This window comes from Streptosporangium sp. NPDC049248 (assembly GCF_040678965.1).
GTDB lineage: Bacteria > Actinomycetota > Actinomycetes > Streptosporangiales > Streptosporangiaceae > Streptosporangium > Streptosporangium fukuiense.
Genome location: NZ_JBFAQY010000001.1, coordinates 787,258 through 811,698 on the forward strand (window position 1 = coordinate 787,258; position 24,441 = coordinate 811,698).

20 protein-coding genes are annotated in these 24,441 nt (G+C 71.6%); 7 read left to right on the plus strand and 13 right to left on the minus strand.

Annotated elements, in window-relative coordinates:
- Positions 1 to 254 precede the first annotated feature (254 nt).
- Together AB0K21_RS03545 and AB0K21_RS03550 are read right to left on the minus strand one after the other, a co-directional pair.
- A complete protein-coding gene (locus AB0K21_RS03545; RefSeq protein ID WP_364147483.1) occupies positions 255 to 1,712 on the minus strand; it encodes an NAD(P)/FAD-dependent oxidoreductase in 1,458 nt (485 codons plus the stop codon).
- A gap of 256 nt (positions 1,713 to 1,968) precedes the next feature.
- Complete coding sequence (locus tag AB0K21_RS03550; protein WP_169750083.1) at positions 1,969 to 2,145, minus strand: hypothetical protein; 177 nt, start codon at positions 2,143 to 2,145, stop codon at positions 1,969 to 1,971.
- Positions 2,146 to 2,277: 132 nt separating this feature from the next.
- On the opposite strand from AB0K21_RS03550, the gene AB0K21_RS03555 reads away from it, so the two are divergent.
- On the plus strand, positions 2,278 to 3,078 hold the full coding sequence (locus AB0K21_RS03555) for an SURF1 family protein (protein WP_343972495.1): 801 nt from the start codon (positions 2,278 to 2,280) through the stop codon (positions 3,076 to 3,078).
- Between the two features lie 29 nt (positions 3,079 to 3,107).
- The gene (locus tag AB0K21_RS03560; RefSeq protein WP_343972492.1) at positions 3,108 to 3,419 is read left to right on the plus strand and encodes a DUF3817 domain-containing protein; all 312 of its coding nucleotides are present in this window, start codon (positions 3,108 to 3,110) and stop codon (positions 3,417 to 3,419) included.
- Between the two features lie 111 nt (positions 3,420 to 3,530).
- Here AB0K21_RS03560 and AB0K21_RS03565 read toward each other — a convergent pair whose 3' ends face one another.
- From AB0K21_RS03565 to AB0K21_RS03590, 6 genes are all read right to left on the minus strand, one after another.
- Positions 3,531 to 3,722: a hypothetical protein gene (locus AB0K21_RS03565; protein WP_326636344.1), complete on the minus strand. Its 192-nt coding sequence runs from the start codon at positions 3,720 to 3,722 to the stop codon at positions 3,531 to 3,533.
- 225 nt (positions 3,723 to 3,947) lie between these two features.
- Positions 3,948 to 5,303 (minus strand): hypothetical protein, encoded by a 1,356-nt coding sequence (locus AB0K21_RS03570; protein WP_364147488.1) that lies wholly within the window; start codon positions 5,301 to 5,303, stop codon positions 3,948 to 3,950.
- A 27-nt stretch (positions 5,304 to 5,330) separates the two neighbouring features.
- Positions 5,331 to 6,887: a serine/threonine-protein kinase gene (locus AB0K21_RS03575; protein ID WP_364147491.1), complete on the minus strand. Its 1,557-nt coding sequence runs from the start codon at positions 6,885 to 6,887 to the stop codon at positions 5,331 to 5,333.
- Complete coding sequence (locus AB0K21_RS03580; RefSeq protein WP_364147494.1) at positions 6,880 to 8,610, minus strand: hypothetical protein; 1,731 nt, start codon at positions 8,608 to 8,610, stop codon at positions 6,880 to 6,882. Before AB0K21_RS03580 ends, AB0K21_RS03575 begins: the two co-directional genes overlap by 8 nt.
- On the minus strand, positions 8,607 to 10,274 hold the full coding sequence (locus tag AB0K21_RS03585; protein ID WP_364147496.1) for a serine/threonine-protein kinase: 1,668 nt from the start codon (positions 10,272 to 10,274) through the stop codon (positions 8,607 to 8,609). The genes AB0K21_RS03580 and AB0K21_RS03585 overlap by 4 nt, the downstream gene beginning before the upstream one ends.
- A 249-nt stretch (positions 10,275 to 10,523) precedes the next feature.
- Entirely contained in the window at positions 10,524 to 11,372 is an 849-nt protein-coding gene (locus AB0K21_RS03590; protein ID WP_343975987.1) for an arylamine N-acetyltransferase, read from the minus strand.
- Positions 11,373 to 11,664: 292 nt separating this feature from the next.
- Here AB0K21_RS03590 and AB0K21_RS03595 point away from each other — a divergent pair, with 292 nt between their 5' ends.
- Entirely contained in the window at positions 11,665 to 12,606 is a 942-nt protein-coding gene (locus AB0K21_RS03595) for a GNAT family N-acetyltransferase (RefSeq protein ID WP_343975984.1), read from the plus strand.
- Positions 12,607 to 12,773: 167 nt separating this feature from the next.
- On the opposite strand, the gene AB0K21_RS03600 is transcribed toward AB0K21_RS03595, so the two are convergent.
- The 3 genes from AB0K21_RS03600 to AB0K21_RS03610 are packed head-to-tail and all read right to left on the minus strand — an operon-like array spanning position 12,774 to position 16,073.
- Positions 12,774 to 13,538, minus strand: coding sequence for an ABC transporter permease (locus AB0K21_RS03600; RefSeq protein WP_364147500.1), 765 nt, complete (start codon positions 13,536 to 13,538; stop codon positions 12,774 to 12,776).
- A gap of 43 nt (positions 13,539 to 13,581) precedes the next feature.
- A complete protein-coding gene (locus tag AB0K21_RS03605; protein ID WP_343975978.1) occupies positions 13,582 to 15,159 on the minus strand; it encodes an ABC transporter permease subunit in 1,578 nt (525 codons plus the stop codon).
- Entirely contained in the window at positions 15,156 to 16,073 is a 918-nt protein-coding gene (locus AB0K21_RS03610) for an ATP-binding cassette domain-containing protein (protein WP_364147503.1), read from the minus strand. Before AB0K21_RS03610 ends, AB0K21_RS03605 begins: the two co-directional genes overlap by 4 nt.
- Positions 16,074 to 16,160: 87 nt before the next feature.
- On the opposite strand from AB0K21_RS03610, the gene AB0K21_RS03615 reads away from it, so the two are divergent.
- The 4 genes from AB0K21_RS03615 (at position 16,161) to AB0K21_RS03630 (ending at position 22,580) form a co-directional block, all read left to right on the plus strand.
- On the plus strand, positions 16,161 to 17,348 hold the full coding sequence (locus tag AB0K21_RS03615) for a HAMP domain-containing sensor histidine kinase (RefSeq protein ID WP_343975972.1): 1,188 nt from the start codon (positions 16,161 to 16,163) through the stop codon (positions 17,346 to 17,348).
- On the plus strand, positions 17,345 to 18,007 hold the full coding sequence (locus AB0K21_RS03620; RefSeq protein ID WP_364147506.1) for a response regulator transcription factor: 663 nt from the start codon (positions 17,345 to 17,347) through the stop codon (positions 18,005 to 18,007). The genes AB0K21_RS03615 and AB0K21_RS03620 overlap by 4 nt, the downstream gene beginning before the upstream one ends.
- A 232-nt stretch (positions 18,008 to 18,239) precedes the next feature.
- Positions 18,240 to 18,929 carry a response regulator transcription factor gene (locus tag AB0K21_RS03625; protein WP_030906926.1) on the plus strand — a complete coding sequence of 230 codons (690 nt, stop codon included), beginning with the start codon at positions 18,240 to 18,242 and terminating at the stop codon, positions 18,927 to 18,929.
- Between the two features lie 180 nt (positions 18,930 to 19,109).
- Positions 19,110 to 22,580, plus strand: a complete 3,471-nt coding sequence (locus tag AB0K21_RS03630) for a DUF4153 domain-containing protein (RefSeq protein ID WP_343975965.1) — start codon at positions 19,110 to 19,112, stop codon at positions 22,578 to 22,580.
- A 189-nt stretch (positions 22,581 to 22,769) separates the two neighbouring features.
- Here AB0K21_RS03630 and AB0K21_RS03635 read toward each other — a convergent pair whose 3' ends face one another.
- Together AB0K21_RS03635 and AB0K21_RS03640 are read right to left on the minus strand one after the other, a co-directional pair.
- Positions 22,770 to 23,933: an epoxide hydrolase family protein gene (locus AB0K21_RS03635; RefSeq protein ID WP_030906920.1), complete on the minus strand. Its 1,164-nt coding sequence runs from the start codon at positions 23,931 to 23,933 to the stop codon at positions 22,770 to 22,772.
- Positions 23,930 to 24,361 (minus strand): hypothetical protein, encoded by a 432-nt coding sequence (locus AB0K21_RS03640; RefSeq protein ID WP_364147510.1) that lies wholly within the window; start codon positions 24,359 to 24,361, stop codon positions 23,930 to 23,932. The genes AB0K21_RS03635 and AB0K21_RS03640 overlap by 4 nt, the downstream gene beginning before the upstream one ends.
- Between the last annotated feature and the right edge of the window lie 80 nt (positions 24,362 to 24,441).

Genomic DNA, 24,441 nt, shown 5'->3' on the forward strand with positions numbered 1-24,441 from the left:
TTCGCGAAGTTCGGACAGGACGGGTGAGGCGCGGACGCGTGCGGCACGACCGAGAGTTGGCATCCAGCTGCGGTTCACGCTGTCGGAGGCCTTGTTCATGATGGAGGGCCGATCTTGTACGGTCCATACCGGTGGAATATGACGCACCTCACATCGACGTGACGGGCGTGTCCCCCGGTCCAGGAACGCCGAGAACGCCGAAGGGCAGTGCCGTCGGCGTTGTCGAATCAGTGGGAACGGGCCGCCGGGCCCCTTCAGCGGATCAGTTCGTAGGCCTCCGGCCTCAGCCTCCGGGTGCGTGCCCAGTACTCGAAGCTGAAGCCGGGCCAGATGGTCCTGTTGACGCCGTGTTCGTCGAGGTACCAGCTGTCGCAGCCGCCCTCGTTCCAGATCAGGTGGTTCAGCCGGCTCTGGAGGCGGTCGTTGTAGTCGCGCTGCGCCTCGGGGCGTACGTCGAGGGCCCTGGCCTTCGTCCTCGACAGCAGGCGCAGGCAGTCGAGGACGTACCGGACCTGGGATTCGATCATGAAGACGACCGAGTTGTGGCCCAGGCCGGTGTTGGGGCCGAGCAGGAAGAACAGGTTCGGGAACCCGGCGGTGGTGATGCCGTAGTAGGCCTCCACGCCGTCCTGCCAGGCCTCCTGGATCTTCACACCGTTCCTGCCGATGATCCGCTGCTCGTCCAGCGCCTCGACGACCTTGAAGCCGGTGCCGTAGATGATCACATCGACCTCGATCTCCCTGCCGGTGGAGTCGACGATCGAGTTCTCCCGGATCTCCCGCACCCCGTCGGTGATCAGCTCGACGTTCTCCCTGCCCAGTGCCGGGTAGTAGTCGTTGGAGATCAGGATGCGCTTGCAGCCGATCGTGTAGTCGGGGGTGAGCCTGGCACGCAGCGCCGGGTCGGGGACCTGCTTGGCGAGGTGGTTCAGGGCCATCTTCTCGTGGACCTTCATCAGGCGCGGGTCGACGGTGAAGCCCAGCGCGCGGGTCTCCAGCACCCAGTAGATCGAGGTGCGCAGCGCCCTGGCGGCGCCGGGCAGGCCGAGGATCCGTCTCGCCCGGGAGGAGAAGGGGAAGTCGGGCTTGGGCTGGATCCAGGGGGGCGTGCGCTGGAAGACGTGGAGGCTGGAGACCTTCCCGGCGATCTGCGGGACGAACTGGACGGCCGAGGCGCCGGTGCCGATGACCGCGACCCGCTTGCCGGTCAGGTCCACCGAGTGGTCCCACTCCGCCGAGTGGAAGGAGACGCCCGCGAAGCTCTCGCGGCCGGGGATCGCGGGCAGCGAGGGCACGTGCAGCGCGCCGATGCCCGAGACCACGGCGTTGGTGGTGAACGTCTCCTCCCCGGCGACGCTCACCCGCCAGTCGCGGGTCGCGTCGTCGTACTCCAGTCCGACGACCTCCTTGCCGAACCGCAGGTGCGGGGTCAGGTCGTACTTGTCGACGCAGGCCCGCAGGTAGTCCCAGATCTCGGCTTGGGGGGCGAACATCCGAGACCAGCCGGGGTTGAGCCGGTAGGAGAAGGAGTACATGTGCGAGGGGACGTCGCAGGCGCAGCCGGGGTAGGTGTTGTCCCGCCAGGTCCCGCCCAGGTCGTCGGCCTTCTCCAGGATGACGAAGTCGTGGTATCCGGCTTCCTTGAGCTTGATCGCCATGCCCAGGCCGGCGAAGCCGGTGCCGATGATCGTGATCCCGGGATGCGTGCTCATGCGATCTCCTTGCTGACCTCTGTCGTCGGTGACCTCTCGGGCGGCACGGGCTTCCCGCCGGTTCCGGCTGCGGCGATGAGAGCGTTCCGCGCTCGTTGCTATTAGATTCTTCGTCTAATTTAATGAGCGACGGTCGCGCCGTCCATACGCGCGGCACGGTGAGCCACCTCACACCGACCGGTCGGCACGCTCCCGTCGTCAGGGAACGCGAAAAGCGCCGAGGGCGATGCCGTCGGCGCTTCAAACTGTCCGGTTGCTAGAGCAGCAGGTATGCGGCCACAACGACGATGACCAGCACCGCGACCACCACGGCCGCTGTGATCGGCAGTGCCAGCGACCGCTTCTCGGGGGCGGCCTCCGGGTCCTTACGCTGGGCGAACGCGCGGAACGCCTGGGTGTTGCCCGCGGGGTCAATCTGCTGAGGATCAGACATGGGGATGACTTTAGCGATATCGGATGCCTCCCCAACACTGATTTGTCCACTTTCCCGGGAAGCTCGTTCCCGCGCCGGGCCGAGGCGGGTACTGAGGACCGGACCGCCTACCGGGGCGGATAGCGTGGTGTCATGCTCCGCATCCTGTTCTCCGCCCGCGTGGTGGTGCTCCACCTGCTCGCGATCGGAGCCCTCGTCGTGTGCGGGCTGCTGGGCAGGTGGCAGCTCGGCGTTTTCGAGGAGTCCGGTGGGCCCCGGGCACTGGTCGACCCCGCCCCCGTGGCGGTCGCCACCCTCACCGCGCCCGGAGAGCACATAACGGCCGACGAGGCCGGCCGCAGGGTGATCGCGGAAGGCACCTTCGACGCCTCGAAGCAGTTGCTGGTGGCCGAGCGCGACGGGGGCCTGTGGCTGCTCACGGCGTTCGATCTCGGCGACGGAACCTACGTCCCCGTGGTGCGCGGCTGGGTGGCCACGGCGCAGGATCCCGCCGTGGCGGCCGTGCCCGAGGGCAGGGTGACCGTCGGCGGACGGCTGCAGCCCTCGGAGGCCACCGACAGCGTCCAGCGCCGGACCCGGCAGCTGCCGCAGGGGCAGGTGCTGACCGTGTCGTCGGCCGAACTGATCAATCTCTGGCGGGACACGAAGCTGCGCAACGGCTTCGTGGTGGCCGCCGAGCAGTCACCGGCTCCCGCGGTCGCGGCCAAGCCGGTGAACGTCTCTCCGCCGACCGAGTCCGGGGTGCTCACCTGGCGCAACCTCGCCTATGCCGCCCAGTGGTGGATCTTCGGGCTGTTCGCGGTCTTCATGTGGTGGCACTTCGTACGCGACGCGCTGCGCGGCCGCGCGCAGAAGGACGCCCCCGGCCCCGATTCCGGTACTGAGCCCGCCGCTCCGGAAACCCCCGCTCTGCCAGCTCGCACCGTCCCGTGAACCGAACCCCAAGACCGAGGTAACCGACCGTGGAATCCGCTCTCAAGCCCTTTCGCATCCTGGCGTACATCGTCGGCGTGATGCTGCTCGTCCTGGTCACCTGCATCGTGCTCAGGTACGGCTTCGGCATCGAGGAGCCCTCGAAGGTCGTCTCCCCGATCCACGGCTTCCTCTACATGCTCTATCTGGTGGCCGCGATGAACCTGGGCATGAAGGCGCGCTGGACGTGGCCGTACATTCTCGGGGTGATGCTGGCCGGCACCGTGCCGCTGCTCTCGTTCGTGTTCGAGCGCAAGGTCACCCGCCGGGTGGAAGCGGAGTTGGTGACCGCCACCGCCTGACCGCCATCGCCTGACCGGCCGGGCCCACGCGTTCCCCCGCAGGCCCGGCGGTCGCGGCCCCGAGACGCGGGCTCGCGAGGCCGGGCCTCGACGGGTGGGACGGTCTTCGCGTCAGCGGCCGAGACCGCGGCGCCGGGCGCGCTTGAGCCGCTCGCGCTGGGACGGGTCGAGCATCAGGTAGCCGACGACCGGGGCGGCGACGACGCCCAGGAGGATCAGCAGCGTCAGGAAACCCGGCAGGAACAGCCACGACAGGAACACCACTGCTCCGGCGCCGATCGCGTACTTCTGGATTGGCGACATCCTCAACATCCTCCGAACGCGGGGCGGATGCCCCGTCTGTTTTCATTGTGCGTCGCCAGTCCAACGTGTGGACCCGCCGCGCGGTTCCAACCGAGATATATCGTGATTCCCGCTGTTCCGCCAGTGCCCTGAGCGCCCCGGCGCGTTCCGTGACCGTGGTGGATCGGCGGTTTCGCCGACGGCCGGAACGAGCTCCCGCTGCCCGGCCGAGGTCAGGACCGGGGCTCAGCTCTCGCGGCTGAGCCTTTCGAGGATCCACCGGGTGGTCTTGAGTGCTCCCTCGCCGGTGGTGCCGTTGGGGTCTTCGGGGACGCCGCGCTGGTACTGGACGATGATCACGAGGTTGGCCGCGCGGAAGCCCACGGAGCTGCTGCGGGTCAGCCCGTTGGTGACCTCGTTGCGGTAGGCCTCGGAACCGATCCCGGCCAGTGCCTCCACCGGTTTGACGTGGGTCAGGGCGGCCCCCACGTCCGTCCTGGTCCGTTCGCGGGTCTTCTTGAGGAACCTCGCGTAGTTACGCCGGGCCGCCTCGTCGGAGGTGAAGCCGAAGGCGGAGATCCACAGGGTGTACTTCAGGTTCGGCGGTTGCCCGGAGTCATTGGTCACCCATTTGCACTCTTTGCCGTCCTTGGTGGGAGTGGTGTCCAGTGCCAGGTCGTCCGCCTGCTTGGTGGAGATGAGCGAGCAGGGGTCGGGCGTGCGTGCAAAGGCGGTGGGCAGTGCGACCGGCGTGGATTCCGTCGTGGATTCGGTGGGGCGAGGCCAGAACCAGTAGGCGGCGCCCAGGAGGAGTACGGCGACGGCGACGGCGACGGCGAGGAGAGACGTCCTGCGGGGGCCGCCGCCGGCTCCGGGCTCCCCGCCGTGTCCGCTGTGGGTAGGCCGGGGGAGGAACCGCTCCAGGGTCAGCCGTACCGAGGTGGCGTCGGGCCGGTGGCCGGGCCCGGCTGTGAGCAGTTCCTCGACCAGCGGGGCCAGCGGGCCGGAAGCCGCCGGACCGCTGCCGGGCTCGGCCAGTGGCGTACCGCCCACCATCAGTGGAGCCGGGCGGGGACCGGTGTGCGGAGCCCGGCCCTCGACGGCGGTGAACAGGGTGCTGCCCAGATCGCGCAGCTCGTCGGTGGACCCGAGGGCGGCGACGCCGGTCAGCACCACCCGCCCGTCGGGGGCGAGCAGCACGCTGTCGGGAGCGGCGGCCAGATGGACGCCCAGCTCGCGGGCGGCGGCCAGCGCGTCCAGCACGCGGAGCCCGATCTCGGCCGCCCGCTCGGCGGGGAGCGGGCCGTCCGCCCGGACGTGCTGGAGCAGCGAGCGCCCCTCGACCGACTCCATGATCAGCCACAGCCGGTCGGGACCCGAGATCACGTCGTGCAGGGCGGTGACGCCGGGGTGCCGCAGGCCCGCGGCCGCGCGGATCTGGTCGAGGAGGCGGTCGCGGGCCGGCCCGGGCGGCGGCAGCGGCACCTCGGAGATCGTGACGTCGCGGCGGAGCAGCTCGTCGCGCGAGCGCCAGCTCGTCCCCGCGCGGTCGCGGCGCTCCAGCATGCGGTAGCGCCCGGCCAGGAGGCTGGGATCGGTCACGCGAACCCTTCCGTCGCGGCGCGTTTCTCAGTCACGGCTGTTCAGCTCCTCGGAGACCTGGCGTGCGATCTTCAGGGCATCCTGCCGCAGTGCGGTTCCGGCACGCTTCCCCACCTCCGACAGGTTGACCTCGACCAGCAGGTTGCTCACCCGGAACCGGATCACGGAGTGGACCCGGTCCAGGGCGACCACGTCGTAGGAGAACGCCTCCGCCCCGACCCGGCCGATGTTCCTGAGCGGGCCGGTGGAACCCAGGAGGCCGTTGCCCTGGTCGGCGACGACCGAGGTGCGTTCGGCGACGAAGAACGCGTGGGCGGTGTCGGGGCCGCTCTTGCCGGGGGTGGGGGCCTTGTGACCGACCGCGACTCGCAACCTGCGGTCGGTACGGCTGCCACCCAGGGGGTCGTCCCAGCTGCAGTAGGGCTCACTGTTCTGGGTGGCCTCCATGGACAGCGGCGACGCGCTCGGCACCGCGACCTTGACCTGGGGCCCGGTCAGCAGCGTGCACGGGTCGGGGGCGGTGGCGAACCGCCCGGCGTTCGCCGCCCGCGACGGTGTCTCGGGGGTGTCCGGCCCGCTCATGGTCAGCAGCACCGTACCGGTCACCGCCGTCGCGACCACGGCCAGCACGGCGCCGACGATCAGTCCGGTACGCCGCGGTCCTGCCGGCGCCGGCGCCGGTGCCGTGGACTGGGGGGCCGCGGCCTGGGGCGGTACCTGCGGCGCGGTCGCCGGGGAGAGCGGTCCTGGCGGCAGTCCCTGGGCGACCTGTCGCAGCGCGGCGCGCAGCCCCGACTCTCCCGGCCGCTGCCGGGGATCCTTGGCCAGCATGGCCAGCAGTACGGGAGCCAGCTCCCCGGCCCGGGAGGGGAAGGGGGTCTCCTGGGTGAGTACCGCCCCGATGGTGGCGACCGGCGTGTCGCGCCGGAAGGGCCCCTGGCCCTCGACCGCCGCGTACAGGGTCGCGCCCAGGGACCACAGGTCGGCGGACGGGCCGTCGCCGGTGCCGCGCAGCCGCTCGGGGGCGATGTAGCCGGGGGAGCCGACCAGCGCGTCCGGTGAGGTGAGCTGGGCGTCGCCCTCCACCGTGGCGATGCCGAAGTCGGTCAGCAGCACCCCGCCGTCCTGGGCGAGCATGATGTTGGCCGGTTTGACGTCGCGGTGCATGATGCCCCGGCTGTGCGCGAGGGCCAGCGCGTCCAGTACGGCCAGGCCGATCGCGGCCACCCGGTGCGGTGGCAACGGCCCGTCGGCGCGGATCGCGTCGTCCAGTGAACGACCCCTGACCAGGTCCATCACGATCCACGGGCGGCCGTCCTGGGCGATGACGTCGTGGACCGCCACGATGGACGGGTGCCCGAGCCTGGCGGCGGCGCGGGCCTCGCGCATGGTGCGCTCCCGCATCTCGTCGCGGTGCTCCTGGGACAGGTGCGGAGCGAGAATGACCTCCTTGATCGCCACCTCGCGGTGCAGGAGCTCGTCATGGGCCCGCCACACCACGCCCATCCCGCCCGCGCCGAGCCGTGCGAGCGCCCGGTAGCGGCCCGCCAGCACGGGCAGCGGGCCGGCCACCGGATCAGCCATCGGTCTTCAGGGACTCGGCGAGCCAGCGCGCCGCCTGCAACGCGCCTTCGGCGATCTTGCCGTCCGGGTCCTCCTTGACGCCGCCCCGCTCGTAGTCGACCTCGGCGATCAGATTGCTGATCCGGAAGACCACGGTCGCCTTGTAGGACCCGCCGTACAGGTTGATGGAGTTGTGCCCGCCGGAGGTGAACGCCTCCTCGCCGATCCCCCGCAGGTCCTTGGGCGGGAGCGGCTTGGGGGTGGCGAACTGGCCCTTGTCGAGGATGTCCTTCTTCTTGCCGGCCAGGTACTCCTTCGCTCTGGCGACCTCCGACCCGTTCTGCTTCTGGGCGATCAGCCGGACCCGCAGGTCGTACTTCTCCACGTTGGGCTTGCGCCAGTCGTACCGGTTGAGCCAGTCGCACGCCGAGTGTTCGACCTCCGAGCTGTTGAATCCCGGCACCAGTTGGTTCACCTGCTTGTCGTCGAGCAGGCCGCAGGCCCGGGGCGCCGCGGCGAAGCGCCCCTTGGCCCCGGAGGGTTCGGCGGAGACGTCGTCGTCCGCGTTGGCGAGCACCGAGGTGAGCAGGATGCCGATGCTGACCGCCATGCCGAAGAGCAGCACCCCGGTCAGCGCCACGACCGGCCGGGGCACGAGTATCCCCGTCGCCCGGGTGGAGCGCTCGGTGGGCTCGTCCGCCGCCTCCCTCACCGCGTCGGGGACGGGGACCTGCTCAACCGAGGTGGGCGCGTCCGGAGGGTTCGAGTGAGGCGGCGGGGAACCGTGCTGGAAGGGCACGCCAGGGTGGGGCGGGCCCTGGGGCGGGCCCAGAGGCGGGCTCTGAGGCGGGCCCTGAGGCGGGCTCTGCCAGGCGGACGGTGTGTCCAGGGGAGGGATCGGGCCCTGCCAGGCGGTCGGCGCGTTCGAGGGAGGGGGCGCGGCCTGCTGAGGGGCCGGGACGTCCTGGAGGGTGAGCCCGGCGGTGACGGCGGATATCTGCTCGGTCAGGTTCTTTCTCAAGGGCGCGGTCACCTCCGCCTCGGTGACCGGAACGGTCCCGCCCTCCTGTCCGGGGCTCCTCTGCGGTTGGGGGGTCGCCTGCCCGAAGGCCGCAGGGGCCCCGGGGGTGAAGGGGACGGAGGCCGCGGGGCCCGCAGGGCCGGAGACCTGGGAGGGCGCGCCCACGGGGAGTGGTGCGGCGGGAGATTCTGGACGGTGCTGGGAGATGTCGAGCAGGATCTTGCGCAGGGTGTCGGGGTCGGGCCGCTGGGAGGGGTCGCCCGCGAGCAGCCGGAACAGCACGGGCGCGATCGGGCCCGCGTTGTCCAGGGAGCCGCCCGGCGACGGCGGGCGGCCTTCGACGGCGGTGTAGAGGGTCGCGCCGAGCGACCACAGGTCGGCGGCGGGGCTGGTCACGCCCTCGGGAGAGGTGAAGAGCGAGGACGGCAGGGAAGGCGCGGCGAGAATGATCTGCTCGTACGGGCCGAGCAGCACCGAGCTCGGTCGCACATCCCCGTGCAGCATGCCCTGCCTGTGCATCACCACGAGCTGGTCCAGCACGGCCAAGCCGACCACCGCGACCCGTTGCGGGGACATCGGCCCGAACCGGGCGATCACCTGCTCCAGCGAGCTCTGGTCAAGCATGGGCGGGACCCCGGCTCCGGCGATCCCCGGCCCCGGCGCGGGAGCGGTGTGCCCGCCCGCGTGCCTGCCCTGCGATAGGGGGACGTCTGGATGGTTCATTCGCCCGCTTTCTGGTTGTTCAACGCGTTCGCGACCCATGTCGCGGCTGTGTGGGCGCCTGCCTGGATCGCCGGACCGTCCTTGCTGCCGTCCACCACGGCGTAACCGACCTCCAGAACGAGGCTGTCCACGCGGATGATCACGTAGCTCTGCTCCAGCCTGCCTGTCATGCGGTTCTCGTAGACGTCGTAGCCGAACGACTCCTCCCCGACGGGGGCCACGGCCCTCGGCGCGGTGGATCGGGCGGAGCGGACACCGGCCTGGATCTCCGGCCAGCTCCAGGCGTTCTCCCCGCTCGGTATGGTGCTCTGGCGCTGGTTCACGAACAGCTCGTGGGCCTGCCGGGGGCTCTTGCCCCACTGCTTGCCGGTACCGGGGAGACGCACCTCCAGTCCCATGCCCTTGGCCGGCCACTGGCAGCCCCCGTCGTTGGTGGGCTTGCCCTCGCCCGCCGGCGCGGGCAGCAGTTGCCTGGCCCTGGTAGCGGGAATGAGCTTGCACACGTCCACCGGGGTGCTGAAGGCACCGGGACTCTCGCTGAGCCTGACCACCTGCTCGGCCGCGGTCGGGCCCGAGGTCAGCAGGAACGTCACCCCGAAGGTGACCCCGATGACCACCGCGATCCCGGCCATCTCGGCGGCGGCCCATCGCAGCGCACGCCCCCGGCCCGGCGCGGGCGGCCGTACCGGGGCGGGAACGGGGTCGGTGACGGCAGGGACGGCGGGGATCGCGGGCGGCGGAGAGGGGGGCGATGCGGCGGCCGGCATCCCGGCGACCCCGGCGGTGTCGCCGACCCCGCCGACCCCGCCGACCCCGCCGACCCCGCCGACCCCGGCGGCCGGCTGGCCGGTGGCCAGCTCCGCCAGGGAGCGGGCGACGGCGTCGAACGACGGCCGGGCCTCGGGGGCCGGGTCGAGCATGCTCATCAGCAGCGGGCCCAGCCCGCCCGCGCGCTCCGGCGGCCTGGGCGGTTCGGTGAGCACCCGGCCGATCGCCGCGATGGGGGTCTCCGCCGGGTGCGGCGGCATCCCCTCGACGGCGAAGTAGAGCGTGGCACCGAGGGACCACAGGTCGGAGGCGGGGCCGCCGCGCTCGCCGCGCAGCTGTTCCGGCGCGATGTAGTTGGGCGAGCCGATCAGGTGGCCGGTCCGGCCCGAGGTGACCTCGCCGTCGACGACCGCGACGCCGAAGTCGGTGAGGACCGCCTTGCCGGTCCTGGTGAGGAAGACGTTGCCCGGTTTCACGTCACGGTGGAACACCCCGGCGGTGTGGGCGGCGCCGAGCGCGCCGAGGATGCCCACGCCGATCCTGGCCACCTGGTGCACCGGCAGCGGGCTCCGGTCGCGGACCGTCTGCTCCAGGGACGCGCCCGACAGCAGCTCCATGACGAGCCAGGGCCGTTCCTGGTCGACGACCACGTCGTGGACGGTCACGATCGAGGGATGCCTGAGCCGGGCGGCGAGGTTGGCCTCGCGAAGCGCCGCGGCGAGGACCTCCTGCCGCCTGGCGGGATCGAGGTCGGGCGGGAGCCGCACCTCCTTCACCGCCACGTCACGGCCGAGCATCTCGTCGGCGGCGAGCCAGACCGTGCCCGCCCCACCCTCGGAGAGAGGGTTGAGCAGCCGATAGCGGTCCGCCAGCACTTGAGTGTCGATCCTGCTCACCCCGTTCGCTATCCCATCGCGGACAGCAACATAGTCACTTAGTGGCACATGAACCAATGAAAAGGGATTCCGCATGCCGCATTGAGCCCTGGTTTCCGCTTACGCGGTGCCATGGGCATCCGCACAACGCGATGGAGCCGAGGGCAGGCGCCCGCGCGTCCCAAGCCGCCGGCAGCCTGGAGCCGAGGTCAGGCGCCTGTACGGGCGGGGGAGGTCATGCCTCCCGGTTCGGCCGAGCCGCCCCTTGGATCACTGGAAATCAGACCATCTCTCGTGGGCGGTCCACAGGCGCTGCCAGAGTTTGGCGCGTTCGGCAGAGGTGACGTCGGACAGATGGAGGGCGAAGACGTCGGCCAGTATCTCGAAGTAGTCACGTTCGCTCTGCGCGACCAGGGTGTGCTCGCGGTCGCCGACCCGGGTGAGGACCAGGCCCCGCATCGCGTCGACACCGCTCGCGTCGCGCCGCTGGACCGTGGCCACCCGGACGAAGCCCGACTCGGGGGAGGTGGACAGGAACTCGTGCATCACCGCGAACTCCGACATCTCGGCGGGTCCGATCCGGAAGTCCATGCCGAGGAAGCCGCCGCGCGGATCATGGTCGAACCGCCATCCTCCGGGCTCCACCTCGGAGGCGCGCAGGCCGTAGCTGAAGGGGCCCTGCCGGTAGGTGCCCTCGACGAGCGGGAGCGGGTCGTGGATCGCGTCGCCGAGGCCCTGGTCGACCAGCCACTCACCGCCGGGGTTGTCCGGGCAGGGCAGGCCGGAGACGGTGAGCACGAGATGGCCGCCGTCTATGTTCGGCGGCCCCTCGGCCTTGCCCTGCACTCCGCCCACATGCCTCCTCACCCGGTAGCCGAGCGCCTCCAGCAGCAGGGAGAACGCCCCGTTGAGGTGGTAGCAGTAGCCGCCCCGGCCCCCGATGATCCGCGCGGCCGACTCCGCGGGGTCGACGGTCGTCGGCCGGCCCAGCCAGATCTCCAGGCATTCGTACGGCACTCGCTGCACGTGTGCCCGGTGCAGCAGGTGCAGCGACTCCACGCTCGGGGGCCCGTCGACCCTGACGCCGATCCTGCGGAGGTACGCGGTGACATCGATCACTCCGTCAAGGTAACGCCGGGACGGTCACAGATCTAGCGATACCGGCTCGTGGCGCGTCCGGCGAGGTCAGGTACGGTGCCCGGCGCCGCGATACGAGGGGCGCCGGTCATCCCGGCCGCCGGCCCCGCCGGGTTTATCCGGTTGAGGGCGGGACGGGCACATCGGTAGCCTGGCCGTCCCTTCGAGCGCGAGGAGGTGAGGAGCACATGTTCGCCACCCTGGTCACGCGCTCCCGCCTCGGGCGACAGGCCGCCTGAGAACCGGGAAGCGCACCCGCTTTCTGGAGTTTCCCTTGTCCGATCTGCTTTTCCGCCCGCTCGACGCGGACGAGTTCGACCTGTTCCACCGTTACGGCCCGCTGCCCGCCTCCGGCGTGGGCGCCCGCAGCCTGCCCTTCGACAAGCTCGACTACCGGTCCGGATGGGTCTGGGTCGCGCTGCGCGGCGACGAGGTCGTCGCCAGGGCCGGATTCTGGGGGCCTCCCGGCTCCGAGCATCCCTTCAGCCTCGACTGGTTCGACCCCGGGTTCGGGCCCGACCGGGTCGAGGTGGGCGCCGCCCTGCTGCGGGCCGCGTACGCGGAGCTGGTCACGCCCGGGTACGCCACACCGTCCGGCGCCCGGCCCGACTACCACCTGTTCCTGCCCGCCGACTGGCGGGAGCGTCCCGACGCGCTCGCCGACGCCTCCGACCGGATCGCCGCCGCCGAGCGGGCCGGGTTGCGGCAGTCCGTCGAGCGGCTCAACCTGCGCTGGTCTCCCGAGTACGGCCTGCCGCCCAGGCCCGGCCGGCTCACCTTCGCCCCGGTCGACGACGACGAGACGGTGCTGGACCTGCTGGCACGCGTCAAAGAGGGCAGCCTCGACGACTGGGACCGGCGCCACCTCGCGGAGCAGGGCGCGCGGGCGACGGCCGAGCAGACCGTGACCGAGATCGCGGACATGCCGGGCGGACGCGACCGGTGGCGGCTCGCCCGTGACGCCTCGGGTGAGCTCGTCGGCGTCGTGATGCCCACCCGCAACTCCAGGTGCGCCACGATCGGCTATCTCGGGGTGGACCCGGCCCACCGCGGTCGCGGTTACGCCGACGACCTGGCCATCGAGGCGTTGCACATCTTCAGCGCCGAGGGTGAGCCCGAGGTGAACGACAACACCGATGTGGGCAACAGGCCCATGGCGGCATCGTTCGCCCGGATCGGCTACCGGATCACCGGCCGCCGCCTGATCCTCGCCTGACGGTGAGAACCGGGCGGGGCCTTCGCCCTCGCGGAGGCCCCGCCCGGTGCTTCCCGACGGCCCCGCCTTGGGTCTTGGCGCGGGTAGCAGGGGCACGGCGTCGGTGATGATGGCGGTGCCTGCCCGGGGCGTCCGGCCCCATTTGTCGCCCGAGATCCGGCTGGCGGCTATGCGTCGCGCATCCGTAGGAGCAGCCCGCCGCCCAGGAGCGCCGCGGTGGCCCATGCGGCGAGTACGCTCAGGCCGGCCCACGGGCTGAGGGGGAGGGTGGCGAGGTTGGTGGTGGCCTGTACGGCGAGCCCGGCATTCATCGGGGAGATCTGCCAGAGAAGCCGCTGCCAGCCATCGTCGGCGATCATGAGGATCAGGGCGGGGAAGAGGTAGAGCAGGCCGAGCACCACCCCGATGGCGGTGGCGGAGTCTCGTACGGCGGTGGCGACCCCCAGGCTGAACAGGGCGATCAGCGCCAGGTAGAGGACCGAGCCGACGGCGGCGCGCAGCATGGGACCGCTGGTGAGGATGAGCATTTCGGCGGGGAAGCCGTTGCCGAGCAGGATGCGCGGCGCGGCAAGCGCGGAGGCGAGCACGGCGACGCTCCCGGCGATCAGGGTCAAGCCGACCAGAATGATCGCCTTGGCGGCCAGGACGCCGGTCCGGCGCGGCATGGCGGTCAGGGTGAGGCGGATCATGCCGGTGCCGTATTCGCCGGTGATCGTCAGGACGGCCAGGACGGCGACGACCGCCTGGCTCACCTGGACCCCGAAGAGGCTGATCCTGGCGGGGTCGTAGCCGCAGCCTTCCGAGGCACAGGACACGACGGCGGAGGCCGCGACGCTGCCGGCGACGGTCAGCACCACGATCGCGAGCAGCAGCCGGCCGGTGCCGGCCAGGGTACGGAGTTTCGTCCATTCCGCATGCAGGAGCTCTGTCACGCACTCCTCCCGCGGCACCAGGAGAGGTCCCGATGGGGATGTCTCATGCGTCCCTCCGGCGGAGCCGGTGGACGGCCAAGCCGAGGGCGAGCGCGGTATAGCCGGCCGATACGGCCAGACCGGCCCACGGCGGCAGCGGGTAGAACCCGGCGGTGGGCGCGTAGTGGCCGAGCACGTGCGCGTACTGCGGGATGCTCTGCTGCATGGCGAAGCCGGCCGCCGGGGTGAGGCGCAGCAGCCATCGCGCGGCGCTGTCGGGCAGGACCGAGGTGGTCGCCAGGACGTGCGGGACCACGATCACCGCGATGGCGGTGATGACCGCCGCGACGCTGCGCCGCAGCAGCGTGCCGAGGGCGAGGGAGAGCACGGCGGCCAGTGCGAACAGCGCCGCCATGCCGACCACGATGCGCATCTGGGTGAGCAGGGACACCGGGAGGACGGTGTTGCCGTTGTCGCGCAGGATCCGCCCGCCGGCCGTGAACGTGATCGCGATGGCGGGCAGGGCGGCGGCGAAGGTGACCAGGCCGAGCGCCAGTGCCTTGGCCGCCAGCGTCCGGCCGCGGCGCGGGCCGGCCAGCAGGGTGATGCGGATCAGGCCGTGCCGGTACTCGGCGGTGATGAACATGACCGCCACCACGATCACCAGGATCAGGCCGATCAGCGCGCTGCTGAGGGAACGTTCGGGGGTGGTGCCCTCGATGGTCGGCGCGATGTCGCCGACGCCGGTTACGGAGAAGGTGCCGCCAGACCGGCCGGCGCGGCCCGGGTGGTGCGCCGACCCGTCAGGCGCGACGATGACACCGATGTCGTCGTTGCGCCACGCGCCGGACGCGTTGCCCTGGAGCATGACCTGGTCGAACTCGCCGGTGGTTTCGGTGAAGCGGGCCGCAGAGCCGGACCCGCCAAGATCTCCCCGTGTGACCGTGAGGTCGCCGGGAGAGGCGGCGAACATGCCGACCTGGACGGTCTGCGGTAGTCCGGTCAGGGTCGCGGTGCCGATCTGGACCCACTCGGTGCCGTCGGCGGATTCGTACCCGGTGAGGGTGTCGCCGGAGCGGATCAGCCGGAGCCATCGCGGCGATTGTCGGGAGACGCCGCCCGGCCGACCGGCCACGTCGTGGGTGAAGTCGTGCTGCATCCGCACCCCGTGCTCGCCGGTCATCATCACCGCCGCGTAGGCGGAGCCCTGCCTGGTGCTCTCCTTGATCATGACTCCGGCCTTCGCCCATGGCACGACCCCGGGCACCACGTTGCGCTGCCCCGGGATGACATCGGGCTTACGGATCTGGCCGGTCATGGAGGTGAGGCGGACGGTGATGCCGCCGTCCCCGGCCAGCGGCCGGTGCACGAAATAGAACTTGTCGTCCACCGCTTCGCCGCCCGGGCCGACCAGAGGCGGGGGACAGGCGACCTCGATCGGACCGGCACCGCACGAGGCGTGGTTGCCGGCCGCGGACAGCAGTCCGAACAGCACGGTCACCAGCGCCGCCGCGGTCATGGTGACCACCCAGCCGCGTACCGTCCTGAACTTGGTCCACTCGGCGCGCAGCAACCGCCCGAAGCCTCCGCGGCCGGCCTGCGGTTCCGAGCGGTGTGCGGAGCGGTGTGGAGGGGCGCTCATCGTGCCGCTCCCCGGTATTCGACCGCATCGGCGGTGAGGTCCATGTATGCCTGCTCCAGCGTCACCCGGTCCGTCGCCACCTCGGAGAACGGCACCCCGTTGGCGTTGAGTACCGCCACGATGTGCTCCGACGGCAGCCCTGAGACGACGATCGTGTCGCGATCGGCCGCGGCCGTCGTGGCGCCGGCGTGACCCAGCGCGGACATCGCCTCCGAGCGCGCCGCCGTACGCAGTGTGACCCGGCCGCGGGAGGCGGCCGCGATCAGGTCGGCCACGCTGGTGTCGGCGATGACGCGGCCCTTGCCCACCACCACGAGATGGTCGGCGGTGTCCTCCAGTTCGCTCATCAGATGGCTGGACACCAGCACGGCCCGCCCCTCGCCGGCCAGCGACCGCAGGAAGCCGCGCATCCACACGATGCCCTCGGGATCCAGGCCGTTGACCGGCTCGTCCAGCATGAGCACCGGCGGGTCCCCGAGCAGCGCGGCCGCGATACCGAGCCGCTGGCGCATGCCCAGCGAGAAGCCGCCCGCCTTGCGCCGGGCTGCGGACCGCATCCCGACCTGTTGGAGCACCTCGTCGACCCGCCTGCCGTCCAGGCCCTGGGAGTGGGCCAGCCACAGCAGGTGGTTGCGTGCGGTGCGGCCGGGCTGAAGCGCACCGGCGTCGAGCAACGCGCCGACGTGGGTGAGCGGGTTGGGCAGGCTGGTGTACGGCCGTCCGCCGATCAGCGCGTGGCCCTCGTCGGCCGCGTCCAGGCCGAGGATCACCCGCATCGTGGTGGACTTGCCCGCCCCGTTGGGGCCGGCGAACCCGGTGACCTGGCCGGGCTGCACGGTGAACGACATGCCGTCCAGCGCCAGGGTCGGGCCGAACCGTTTGCGCAGCCCGCTGACTTCGATGGTTGCTCGCATGCGATCGGTTGTACGGACCCGGCCCTAACACGGGCCGAACAGAGGCTGTCACACCGCTGTTAGGTCCGGCACGGCATCCTGGAACGCATGCGAAAGTGGCGACGACCGGCGCGCACCGTACGACTGCGCTTCACCGTCCTGTACGGTGCCATGTTCCTGCTGTCCGGCGTCGGGCTGCTGGTCATCACCAATCTCGTGGGACTCGGAGGGACGCGGACCAGTCGATCCGCACCTTCTGGCACCCCGCCGGTGGAGCCGGCCACGCTCGCCGCCGCCAACGATCGCATCGCCTGGCTCCAGACCCAGCTGTCGGACACCCACGCGGCCCAGTCCCGCCAACTCCTGATCGGCTCGGCGGTGGCACTGGTGGTCATGGGCGCGGTGTCGGTCATCCTGGGCCGGGTCGTCGCCGGCCGGGTGCTGCGCCCGCTGCGGATGATCACTGCGGCCACCCGCCGGATCTCCGCCGACAACCTGCACGAGCGGCTGGCCGCGCAGGGCCCGGCCGACGAGGTCAAAGACCTCGCCGACACCATCGACGAGCTGCTGGAAAGACTGGAGAGTTCGTTCGCCGCGCAACGCCGGTTCGTCGCCAACGCCTCCCACGAGCTCCGCACTCCGCTGGCCACCATGCGCGCGTCCCTGGACGTGGCCCTGGCCAAGCCGGAGCCCGTACCTCAGCAGACCGCCGCGCTGGCCGACCGGCTCCGCACCGAGCTCGACCAGGTCGACCGGCTACTCGAAGACTTCCTCGTGCTCGCCCGCACCCAGCACGGCGCCCTGGCCGACCGCACGACGCTCTCGCTCCGCCGGCTGGTGACCGTCGCCCTGGGCGCCCGGGCCGCCGACATCACCACCAAGAACCTCACCGTCCACTCCACGGACGCCGTCGACGACAGCGCGTGGGCACAGGGAAACAGGACGCTCCTCACCCGAATGATCGACAACATCATCGACAACGCCATCACCCACAACCAGCCAGGCGGCTGGATCCGCCTGGCCACCACCACCGACGGCACAACAGCCCAGCTCGTCGTCGAGACCGGCGGACGCGTCCTCGACCAGGAGCAGGTCGACCGACTGGCGCAGCCCTTCCAGCGACTCGGCGCCGACCGTACCCACTCCGGCAACGGCTCCGGGCTCGGCCTTTCGATCGTCACAGCCATCGCCGCCGCACACGGCGGCGCCCTCGACCTGCGGGCCCGGCCAGAGGGCGGCCTCCGGGTCGCCGTCTCGCTGCCCCTGGCGGCCGTGCCGGCGGAGGTTCCGGCATGAGGGTGCTCGTGGTGGAGGACACCCGCTCCCTCGCCGACGTACTCGTCGAAGGTCTGAGCGATCAGGGCATGGCCGTGGACGTGGCCTACGACGGCCTGGAGGCCGCCGCCAAGCTGGACCTCAACGCCTACGACGTGGTCGTCCTCGACCGAGACCTGCCGGGCATCCACGGCGACACCCTCTGCCAGATGATCACTGAACGCGACGACCGCGTCATGGTCCTGATGCTGACCGCCGCCGGCTCGCCCGTCGACCGAGTCACCGGCCTGACCCTGGGGGCCGACGACTACCTGGCCAAGCCCTTCCACTTCCCCGAGCTGGTGCTGCGCATCCGCTCCCTGGCCCGCCGCCGGCCCACCGCCCGGCCCCGCACGCTGCGCGTGGCCGGCATCGAGCTCGACCCGCTGCGCCGTACCGCCACCCGCGACGGCCGGCATCTGGATTTGTCGGTCAAGGAGTTCGCACTGCTCGAAGCCCTCCTGCGCGCCGTCCCCGCCTTCCTCAGCGCCGAGGACCTGCTCGAACAGGTGTGGGACGAACACGCCAACCCCCTGACCAATACCGTCACGGTCACCATCGGCCGCCTGCGCCGCAAACTCGGCGAGCCCCCGGCCATCACCACGACGCCAGGGGTGGGGTATCGGATCACGGCCCGCTGACCTCCTACCCACCCCGCAGCGAGACCCTCATCCGGGGCGGTAGGGTCCGGACGGTCGAGCGGTCCCGGCCCCCACCACACCTCCGTGGACGCGACCGGACGGAGGGGACCCGCGATCGCCGGATGCGGTGTCGTCCATCCGTGTTCACCGGAGACGGCGCACCCGGTGAGTGCGCAGAACCTTCACAATTCACCACAGGTCTTCTGCACGGCTCCGGTCTACGCTGCCGGGCATGGCAACCCCTCAGCAACGACGTGTCCTCGTGGTCGAGGACGACGAGACGATCGCGCGGGCCGTACGCCACAGGCTGGCCGCCGAGGGCTTCGACGTGCGCGTCGTCGGGGACGGGGAGGCGGCGCTGGCCGCCTACGCGAAGACGGCACCCGACGTGGTGGTGCTCGACCGGCTGCTGCCCGGACTCGACGGCCTTGAGGTGTGCCGGCGGATGCAGGCGGCCAGGCCGGTCCCGGTGCTCATGCTCACCGCGCTGGGTGAGGAGACCGACCTGCTGGTGGGGCTCGGGGTCGGGGCCGACGACTACATGGCCAAGCCGTTCAGCATGCGCGAGCTGGTCGCCCGGGTGCACGCCCTGCTCCGCCGGGTCGAGCGGGCCTCCCAGCTGGCCGTGGCCGACACGGTCATCCGCGTCGCCGACGTCGAGATAGACACCGCCGAGCGGCGGGTCTACGTGCGGGGCGACGAGGCCCAGCTGACCAGGACCGAGTTCGACCTGCTCTGCCGCCTCGCCGAGCGCCCCGGCCAGGTCTTCGAGCGGGAGCGGCTGCTGGCCGACATCTGGGGCTTCTCCGAGGCCGCGGCCACCCGTACCGTCGACAGCCACGTCCGCGCCCTGCGCCGCAAGCTCGGCCCCGGCGTCGTCCGTACCGTCCACGGCGTCGGTTACGCCCTGGTGCGGCAGTGAACGCACGTCCCGGCGACCCCGGGTCCGCGGCCACGTGCTCGCGACCTCCGCCGCGGAACGGAGCACACGCCGTCGACGCGGGTTCCGTTACGGCCGGGAGCCTCCGGCGCGAACCGATCGCCCTCCCCGGCACTCAACCCCTGTATGCCCCTTCCCTCCGACACCGGGATGCGCCGACCCTTGAGACCTCTCGACTTCCTTGGCCGGATCAAGGCGAAGCTCGGCATGGTGATCCTGCTGGCCGTGGTGGCGGCGTTCGTCGTCAACGAGGTCGGCCTCAACGCCGGTTACTCGCGCGACGTGCGCGTCGCGGTGGCCGCGGTGTTCGCGCTGATCATGGTGCAGTTGCTCGCGCGGGGGATGACCAAACCGCTCCGCGAGATGGCCGCCGCCGCGCAGACCATCGCCAAGGGCCGGTACGGCCTGCGGGTCACCGCGACCTCCCGTGACGAGGTCGGCGAGCTCGCCCGGGCCTTCAACGCGATGGCCGCCGACCTGGGCGAGGTGGACCGGCAGCGGCGGGATCTGGTGGCCAACGTCAGCCACGAGCTCCGCACGCCGATCACCGCGCTCCGGGCGGTACTGGAGAACGTGGTCGACGGGGTCTCGGAGCCCGATCCCGTCACCCTCGGCACCGCGCTCGCCCAGACCGAGCGGCTGGGCCGGCTGGTCGCGCAACTGCTCGACCTGTCCCGGCTGGAGTCGGGTGCCCGGCTGATCGAACGTGAGGACGTCGAGCTGCGCCCGCTCTGCGAGCAGGCCCTCCGGGAGGCCGTACTGGCCAGGGAGGGCGTGACGGCCCGCTGCGAGGTTCCGGAAGGACTGAGCGTACGCGCCGACCCCGACCTGCTCGCGCAGGTCCTCGCCAACCTGCTGGACAACGCGGTGCGGCACAGTCCCGACGGCGGGACCGTGGTGCTGGCGGCGGCGGCCGGGGGAGAGGGTGTCCGGCTCCGGGTGAGCGACCAGGGGCCGGGGATCGCGGCCGAGGACCGGGCGCGGGCGTTCGAGCGCTTCTCCCGCCTGGACGCCGGACGGGCCGCCGACGACGGCGGCGCCGGGCTGGGCCTGGCCATCACCAAGGAGATCGTCGAGCTGCACGGCGGCTCCATCCACGTCGCAGACGGCCCCGGCTGCCACATCGTGACCGACCTTCCGGAAAGGATTGAGATGACCACCCCGTCCTCGCCCGCCAAGGAGCCTTCCTCCTCCGGGGTGAATTCCCCGGAGGTGCACGGCACCGTCCCGGGCAAGGTCCCTGTGGATCCCGAGACCTCGGTGCCTTCCGGTGCCTCCGCGCTTTCCGCCCCGGACAAGGCCCCTCCCGTGTCCGCCCCGTCCACTGTGCCCGAGGTCCCCGTGGATCCCGCCGTCTCGACGCCTTCCGTCCCGGACAAGGCCCCCGAAGATCTCACCGCATCCACGCCTTCCGTCCCGCAGGTGAGCGGTACGCGAACAGGGATCGGCGAGCGTCACGAGGTCACCGGGAGTGCTCGGGAACCTGATGAGATCTCAGGGGGTGCTCGGCAGCCGGATCCTGGCGAGACCGCCGGGATCGACTCCGGTTCCGGTGAACCGGCCGGAGCCTTGGGGCCGGCCGCGACCGGTGCTCCTCGACGGGAGGTCACCGCCGGGGAGCCTGGGTCCGTGCCCGTCTCCACCCCCACGGACTCCGAGGCGCCCATCGGGCCACCTCCTCCGCCCACGCAGCCGTTTCCCCCCCGGCCGGTCCTCGTCCGGGACAGGCGGGCCGGGGACGGGCGCCGGGAACAGGTCGTGGTGCGGAACTGGCCCGGGGCGTTCCTCGGCCTCTTCCTCGGAGGTGTCGCCGGACTGGTCTGCGCGGTGATCATGGGCATCGGCCTCGCGGGCTTCGACGCCCTGCTGGCCGCTTTCGTCGGTGCCGTCATCTTCATGATCGGTGTGTTCGTCGGCACGGTCATCGGCGCCACCACGCCCACCAACGAGATCTGGTCCGGCGGCGAACCGCTCCCGGAGCGGCCTCCCGCGCGGGGACCCGTCGCGCAGCGCGTCACCGTACCGGAGGTCCGGGAGAAGGAGAGAGCGGCGCAACCGGTGGGACCCCCGGGAGGTTTCGCGCCGGTCCGGGAGGAGTACCGGCCGGCTGTTCGGCCACAGGGAAGCCCCGGAGGCCCCGGCGGGTACGAGGCGCCGCCCCTCTTCCCCCGGCCCGACCTGCCGGACACCCCCCGGTGGGTGCTGCCGGTCTCCGTCGCCGTCGGGCTGCTCGCCGCGATCGCGGTGCCGTACAGCAGGGCGGGGCTCGGGCTCGTGCTGGTCTCCGCGGCCATGGGGGCGGCGGCGATTCCGGCGGTGCGCGGCAGGATCACCCCGTGGTCGGCCGGGATGGGGGCGATCGCCTACGGGCTGGTCGCGACGGTGCTGTTCAGGGACGCCGACTGGCTGGTCGGGATGGTCCTGCTGGCCGGGTTCCTGCTGGCCGCGCTCGCTCTGTCGGGGGCCGGGCGCGGCTGGTTCGGGGTGCTCAGGGGAGGCGCGTCGGTGCTCCTCGGCCTGCTGCCGGTGCCGTGGTTCCTCGGCGCGCGGCTGAAGGGTCTCACGAACACCAGGAAGATGGTCCCCCTGCTGCTGGGGGGCGGGCTGACCGTCGTGCTGCTGGCGGTGTTCGGGGCGCTGTTCGCCTCGGCGGACGCGGTCTTCGCCGAGGCCGTCGAGCAGCTGTTCAGCGCGCAGGACTGGGCCGAGTCGCTGCCGCTGCGGATCCTGCTCTTCGTGGTCTTCGCGGTCGTGGTGGCCTCCGCGGTGCTGGTCGGCCTGCGGCCGGTGGCCGAGCCGAAGGCCCCCGACCTGAAGATCACGGCCGGCCGCGCTCTCTGGGTGACCCCGCTGACGGCGCTCAACCTGCTGTTCGCCACGTTCGTGGGGATGCAGCTCACCGTGCTGTTCGGCACCACCCGGTGGGTGGCCTCCGCCACCGGGCTGACCTACGCCGAGTACGCGCGTTCGGGGTTCTTCCAGCTCGTCGTCGTCAGCGTGTTCGTGCTGGCGATCGTCGCGGTCGCCTCGGGGACGCTGGATCTCAAGGGCTTCGACCGGTGGCTGATGGCCGGGCTGCTCGGCCTGCTCTGCGTGCTGACCCTGGTGATTCTCTTCTCCGCGCTGCACCGCCTGGACCTGTACACCGAGGTCTACGGGCTCTCCCGGCTGCGGGCCTCGGTGGCGGCGACCATCTGGTGGCTGGGCGGGGTCTTCGCGCTGGTCCTCATGGCGGGCGCGGCCCGGCTCACCAGGCGCGGGCACGCGCGCTGGCTGCCCAGGACCCTGGTGCTGATGACGAGCGCCTCGCTGCTGGCGTTCGCGGTGTGGAACCCCGACCTGCGGGTCGCGGAGACGCAGATCGCGGTACGGGGCGTGAACCGGATCGACCTCGACTACCTGGGCGACCTCGGCGCCGAGGCGGTCCCCGCACTGGACCGGTTGCCGGAACCGTCCCGCAGCTGCGTCCTGCTGGACGTGATCGCGGCCAACGACCTGGCCGGGCCCGACCCGTGGAACGGCTGGAACCTGGCCCGCCGCGAGGCGCGGGAACTCCTGGCCCGGCGACCGGCGATCAGGAACGCCTCGTGCTCGCAGACGCTCTCCCGCCTGGAGATCCCCGACCAGGACTGAGCGACGTCGAGGGCCGCCGGGCCGGACGACTCGTCCGCGGGCGGCCCGCACCGGGGTGCTCAACCGGACTGATGTCGGGTTACCGGGCAGCCTCCCCGGGGCCGCGTGCTCACGGAATGTGAGGGGAAAATCTTGAGTCGCCGTGATTCCGAGCGTGCCGCGCCGGTATCGGGTTCGCTCCAGAGCCCGTCAGCGGAACCGGCGGAAGAACGCGCGGACGTCGTCGGTGAACAGGTCGGGTTCCTCCATCGCGGCGAAGTGGCCGCCTCGGTCGAACTCCGACCAGTGGACGATGTTGTTGTCGCGTTCGGCGAGCCGCCGGACAGGGCGGGCCACGTCGGCGGCGAAGACCGCCACCGCGGTGGGCGTCGCCGACGGCCCGGTACGCGGCGGCCGGGAGGGATGGAAGGCCTCCCAGTAGTGGCGGGCCGACGACCCGGCGGTCGCGGTGAGCCAGTAGAGCATCACGTTGGTCAGGAGCCGGTCGCGGGGGACCGCGTCCTCGGGCACGTCCGCGCAGTCCGTCCACTCCTTGAACTTCTCGACGATCCAGGCGAGCTGCCCGACGGGGGAGTCGGTGAGCGCGTAGGCCAGTGTCTGCGGCCGGGTGCCTTGGATCTTCGCGTAGCCCGACATCTCCGGCTCCGCGCTGACCAGCCGGTCGAGCCGTGCCCTGTCGTCATCGGTAAGCTCGGCGGCCTCGGCGGGGTCACTGGGAGGCGGCGTCAGCAGGGTGTTGAGGTGGATTCCGACGACACGGCCGGTGTCGACGGCGGCCAGCTCCAGGGTGATCGCGTGGCCCCAGTCGCCGCCCTGCGCGCCGTAGCGGTGGTAGTCCAGGCGCCGCATCAGCTCGGCCCAGGCCTTCGCGACCCGGTGCACATCCCAGCCGCCCTCGCGAGTCGGTCCGGACAGTCCGTATCCCGGGATGGAGGGGATCACCAGGTGGAAGGCGTCGGCCGGGTCGCCACCATGAGCCCGGGGGTCGCTCAGGGGCCCGATGACGTCGAGGAACTCCACGATGGATCCGGGCCAGCCGTGAGTGATCAGCAGCGGCAGCGCATCGGCCTGGGGGGAACGGACGTGCAGGAAGTGGATGTCGGCGTTGTCGATCCTGGTGGTGAACTGGGGGAACCGGTTGAGATGTGCCTCGTGTTCCCGCCAGTCGTAGCCGGTGCGCCAGTATGCGGTCAGTTCCTTGAGGTAGGCCATCGACACGCCCTGGGACCAGCCCGCACCGGCCTGCTCATCCGGCCATCTGGTCGCGGCCAGGCGGTCGGTCAGGTCGTCCAGGTCGGCCTGCGCGATGTCGAGGACGAAGGGGTGGACGGCGGTCCCGGCGTGCTCGCTCATTTCGTGTCCTCGCCTTCGGGGGTGCCGGCGAGCACGCGCGCGGCCGCCAGGTCGTTCTCGTCCCAGCCCCAGTGACCGTCGCGTTCCACGGCCTGTTCGTCGATCCATCGGTTGTGGGCCTCCCACGCCGCCTGCTTGCTGGTTCCCAGGGCGGCACCGATCTGCGACCACGAGGCGCCGGCCCGGCGGGCGGAGCGCACGGAGAGCTGACGTCCGTAGCCCGCCTTCCGCGCGATCACCTCGCCCAGCGCGAGAAGCTCCAGCGCCTCGCCCCGGGTCAGGGGCTCCGCGCCGGGGTCGGGCGGTGTGAGCGCGGGGTCGTCCTCATCGGCCGGTGCGGCCAGGACGTCACGGGTGCGTAGCGCGTCGTAGCGCGCGGCCGCGGTCAGGAGTGTGAACTGACGTTCAAGTTCGTCGGGAGTGGACATGGTTCGAGTATTTCGTCAGGCTACCTTGACGTCAAGGTAGCCTGACGTCGATTCGCGGCTCTCCCGGAGTCAGCCGGTTG

What these genes read in the sequence shown, in the direction of transcription:
- AB0K21_RS03545 (WP_364147483.1), bottom strand. Translation starts at nt 1,712, where the DNA reads ATGAGCACGCATCCCGGGATCACGATCATCGGCACCGGCTTCGCCGGC.
- AB0K21_RS03550 (WP_169750083.1), bottom strand. Translation starts at nt 2,145, where the DNA reads ATGTCTGATCCTCAGCAGATTGACCCCGCGGGCAACACCCAGGCGTTC.
- AB0K21_RS03555 (WP_343972495.1), top strand. Translation starts at nt 2,278, where the DNA reads ATGCTCCGCATCCTGTTCTCCGCCCGCGTGGTGGTGCTCCACCTGCTC.
- AB0K21_RS03565 (WP_326636344.1), bottom strand. Translation starts at nt 3,722, where the DNA reads ATGTCGCCAATCCAGAAGTACGCGATCGGCGCCGGAGCAGTGGTGTTC.
- AB0K21_RS03575 (WP_364147491.1), bottom strand. Translation starts at nt 6,887, where the DNA reads ATGGCTGATCCGGTGGCCGGCCCGCTGCCCGTGCTGGCGGGCCGCTAC.
- AB0K21_RS03580 (WP_364147494.1), bottom strand. Translation starts at nt 8,610, where the DNA reads ATGAACCATCCAGACGTCCCCCTATCGCAGGGCAGGCACGCGGGCGGG.
- AB0K21_RS03605 (WP_343975978.1), bottom strand. Translation starts at nt 15,159, where the DNA reads ATGAGCGCCCCTCCACACCGCTCCGCACACCGCTCGGAACCGCAGGCC.
- AB0K21_RS03610 (WP_364147503.1), bottom strand. Translation starts at nt 16,073, where the DNA reads ATGCGAGCAACCATCGAAGTCAGCGGGCTGCGCAAACGGTTCGGCCCG.
- AB0K21_RS03615 (WP_343975972.1), top strand. Translation starts at nt 16,161, where the DNA reads ATGCGAAAGTGGCGACGACCGGCGCGCACCGTACGACTGCGCTTCACC.
- AB0K21_RS03620 (WP_364147506.1), top strand. Translation starts at nt 17,345, where the DNA reads ATGAGGGTGCTCGTGGTGGAGGACACCCGCTCCCTCGCCGACGTACTC.
- AB0K21_RS03625 (WP_030906926.1), top strand. Translation starts at nt 18,240, where the DNA reads ATGGCAACCCCTCAGCAACGACGTGTCCTCGTGGTCGAGGACGACGAG.
- AB0K21_RS03635 (WP_030906920.1), bottom strand. Translation starts at nt 23,933, where the DNA reads ATGAGCGAGCACGCCGGGACCGCCGTCCACCCCTTCGTCCTCGACATC.
- AB0K21_RS03640 (WP_364147510.1), bottom strand. Translation starts at nt 24,361, where the DNA reads ATGTCCACTCCCGACGAACTTGAACGTCAGTTCACACTCCTGACCGCG.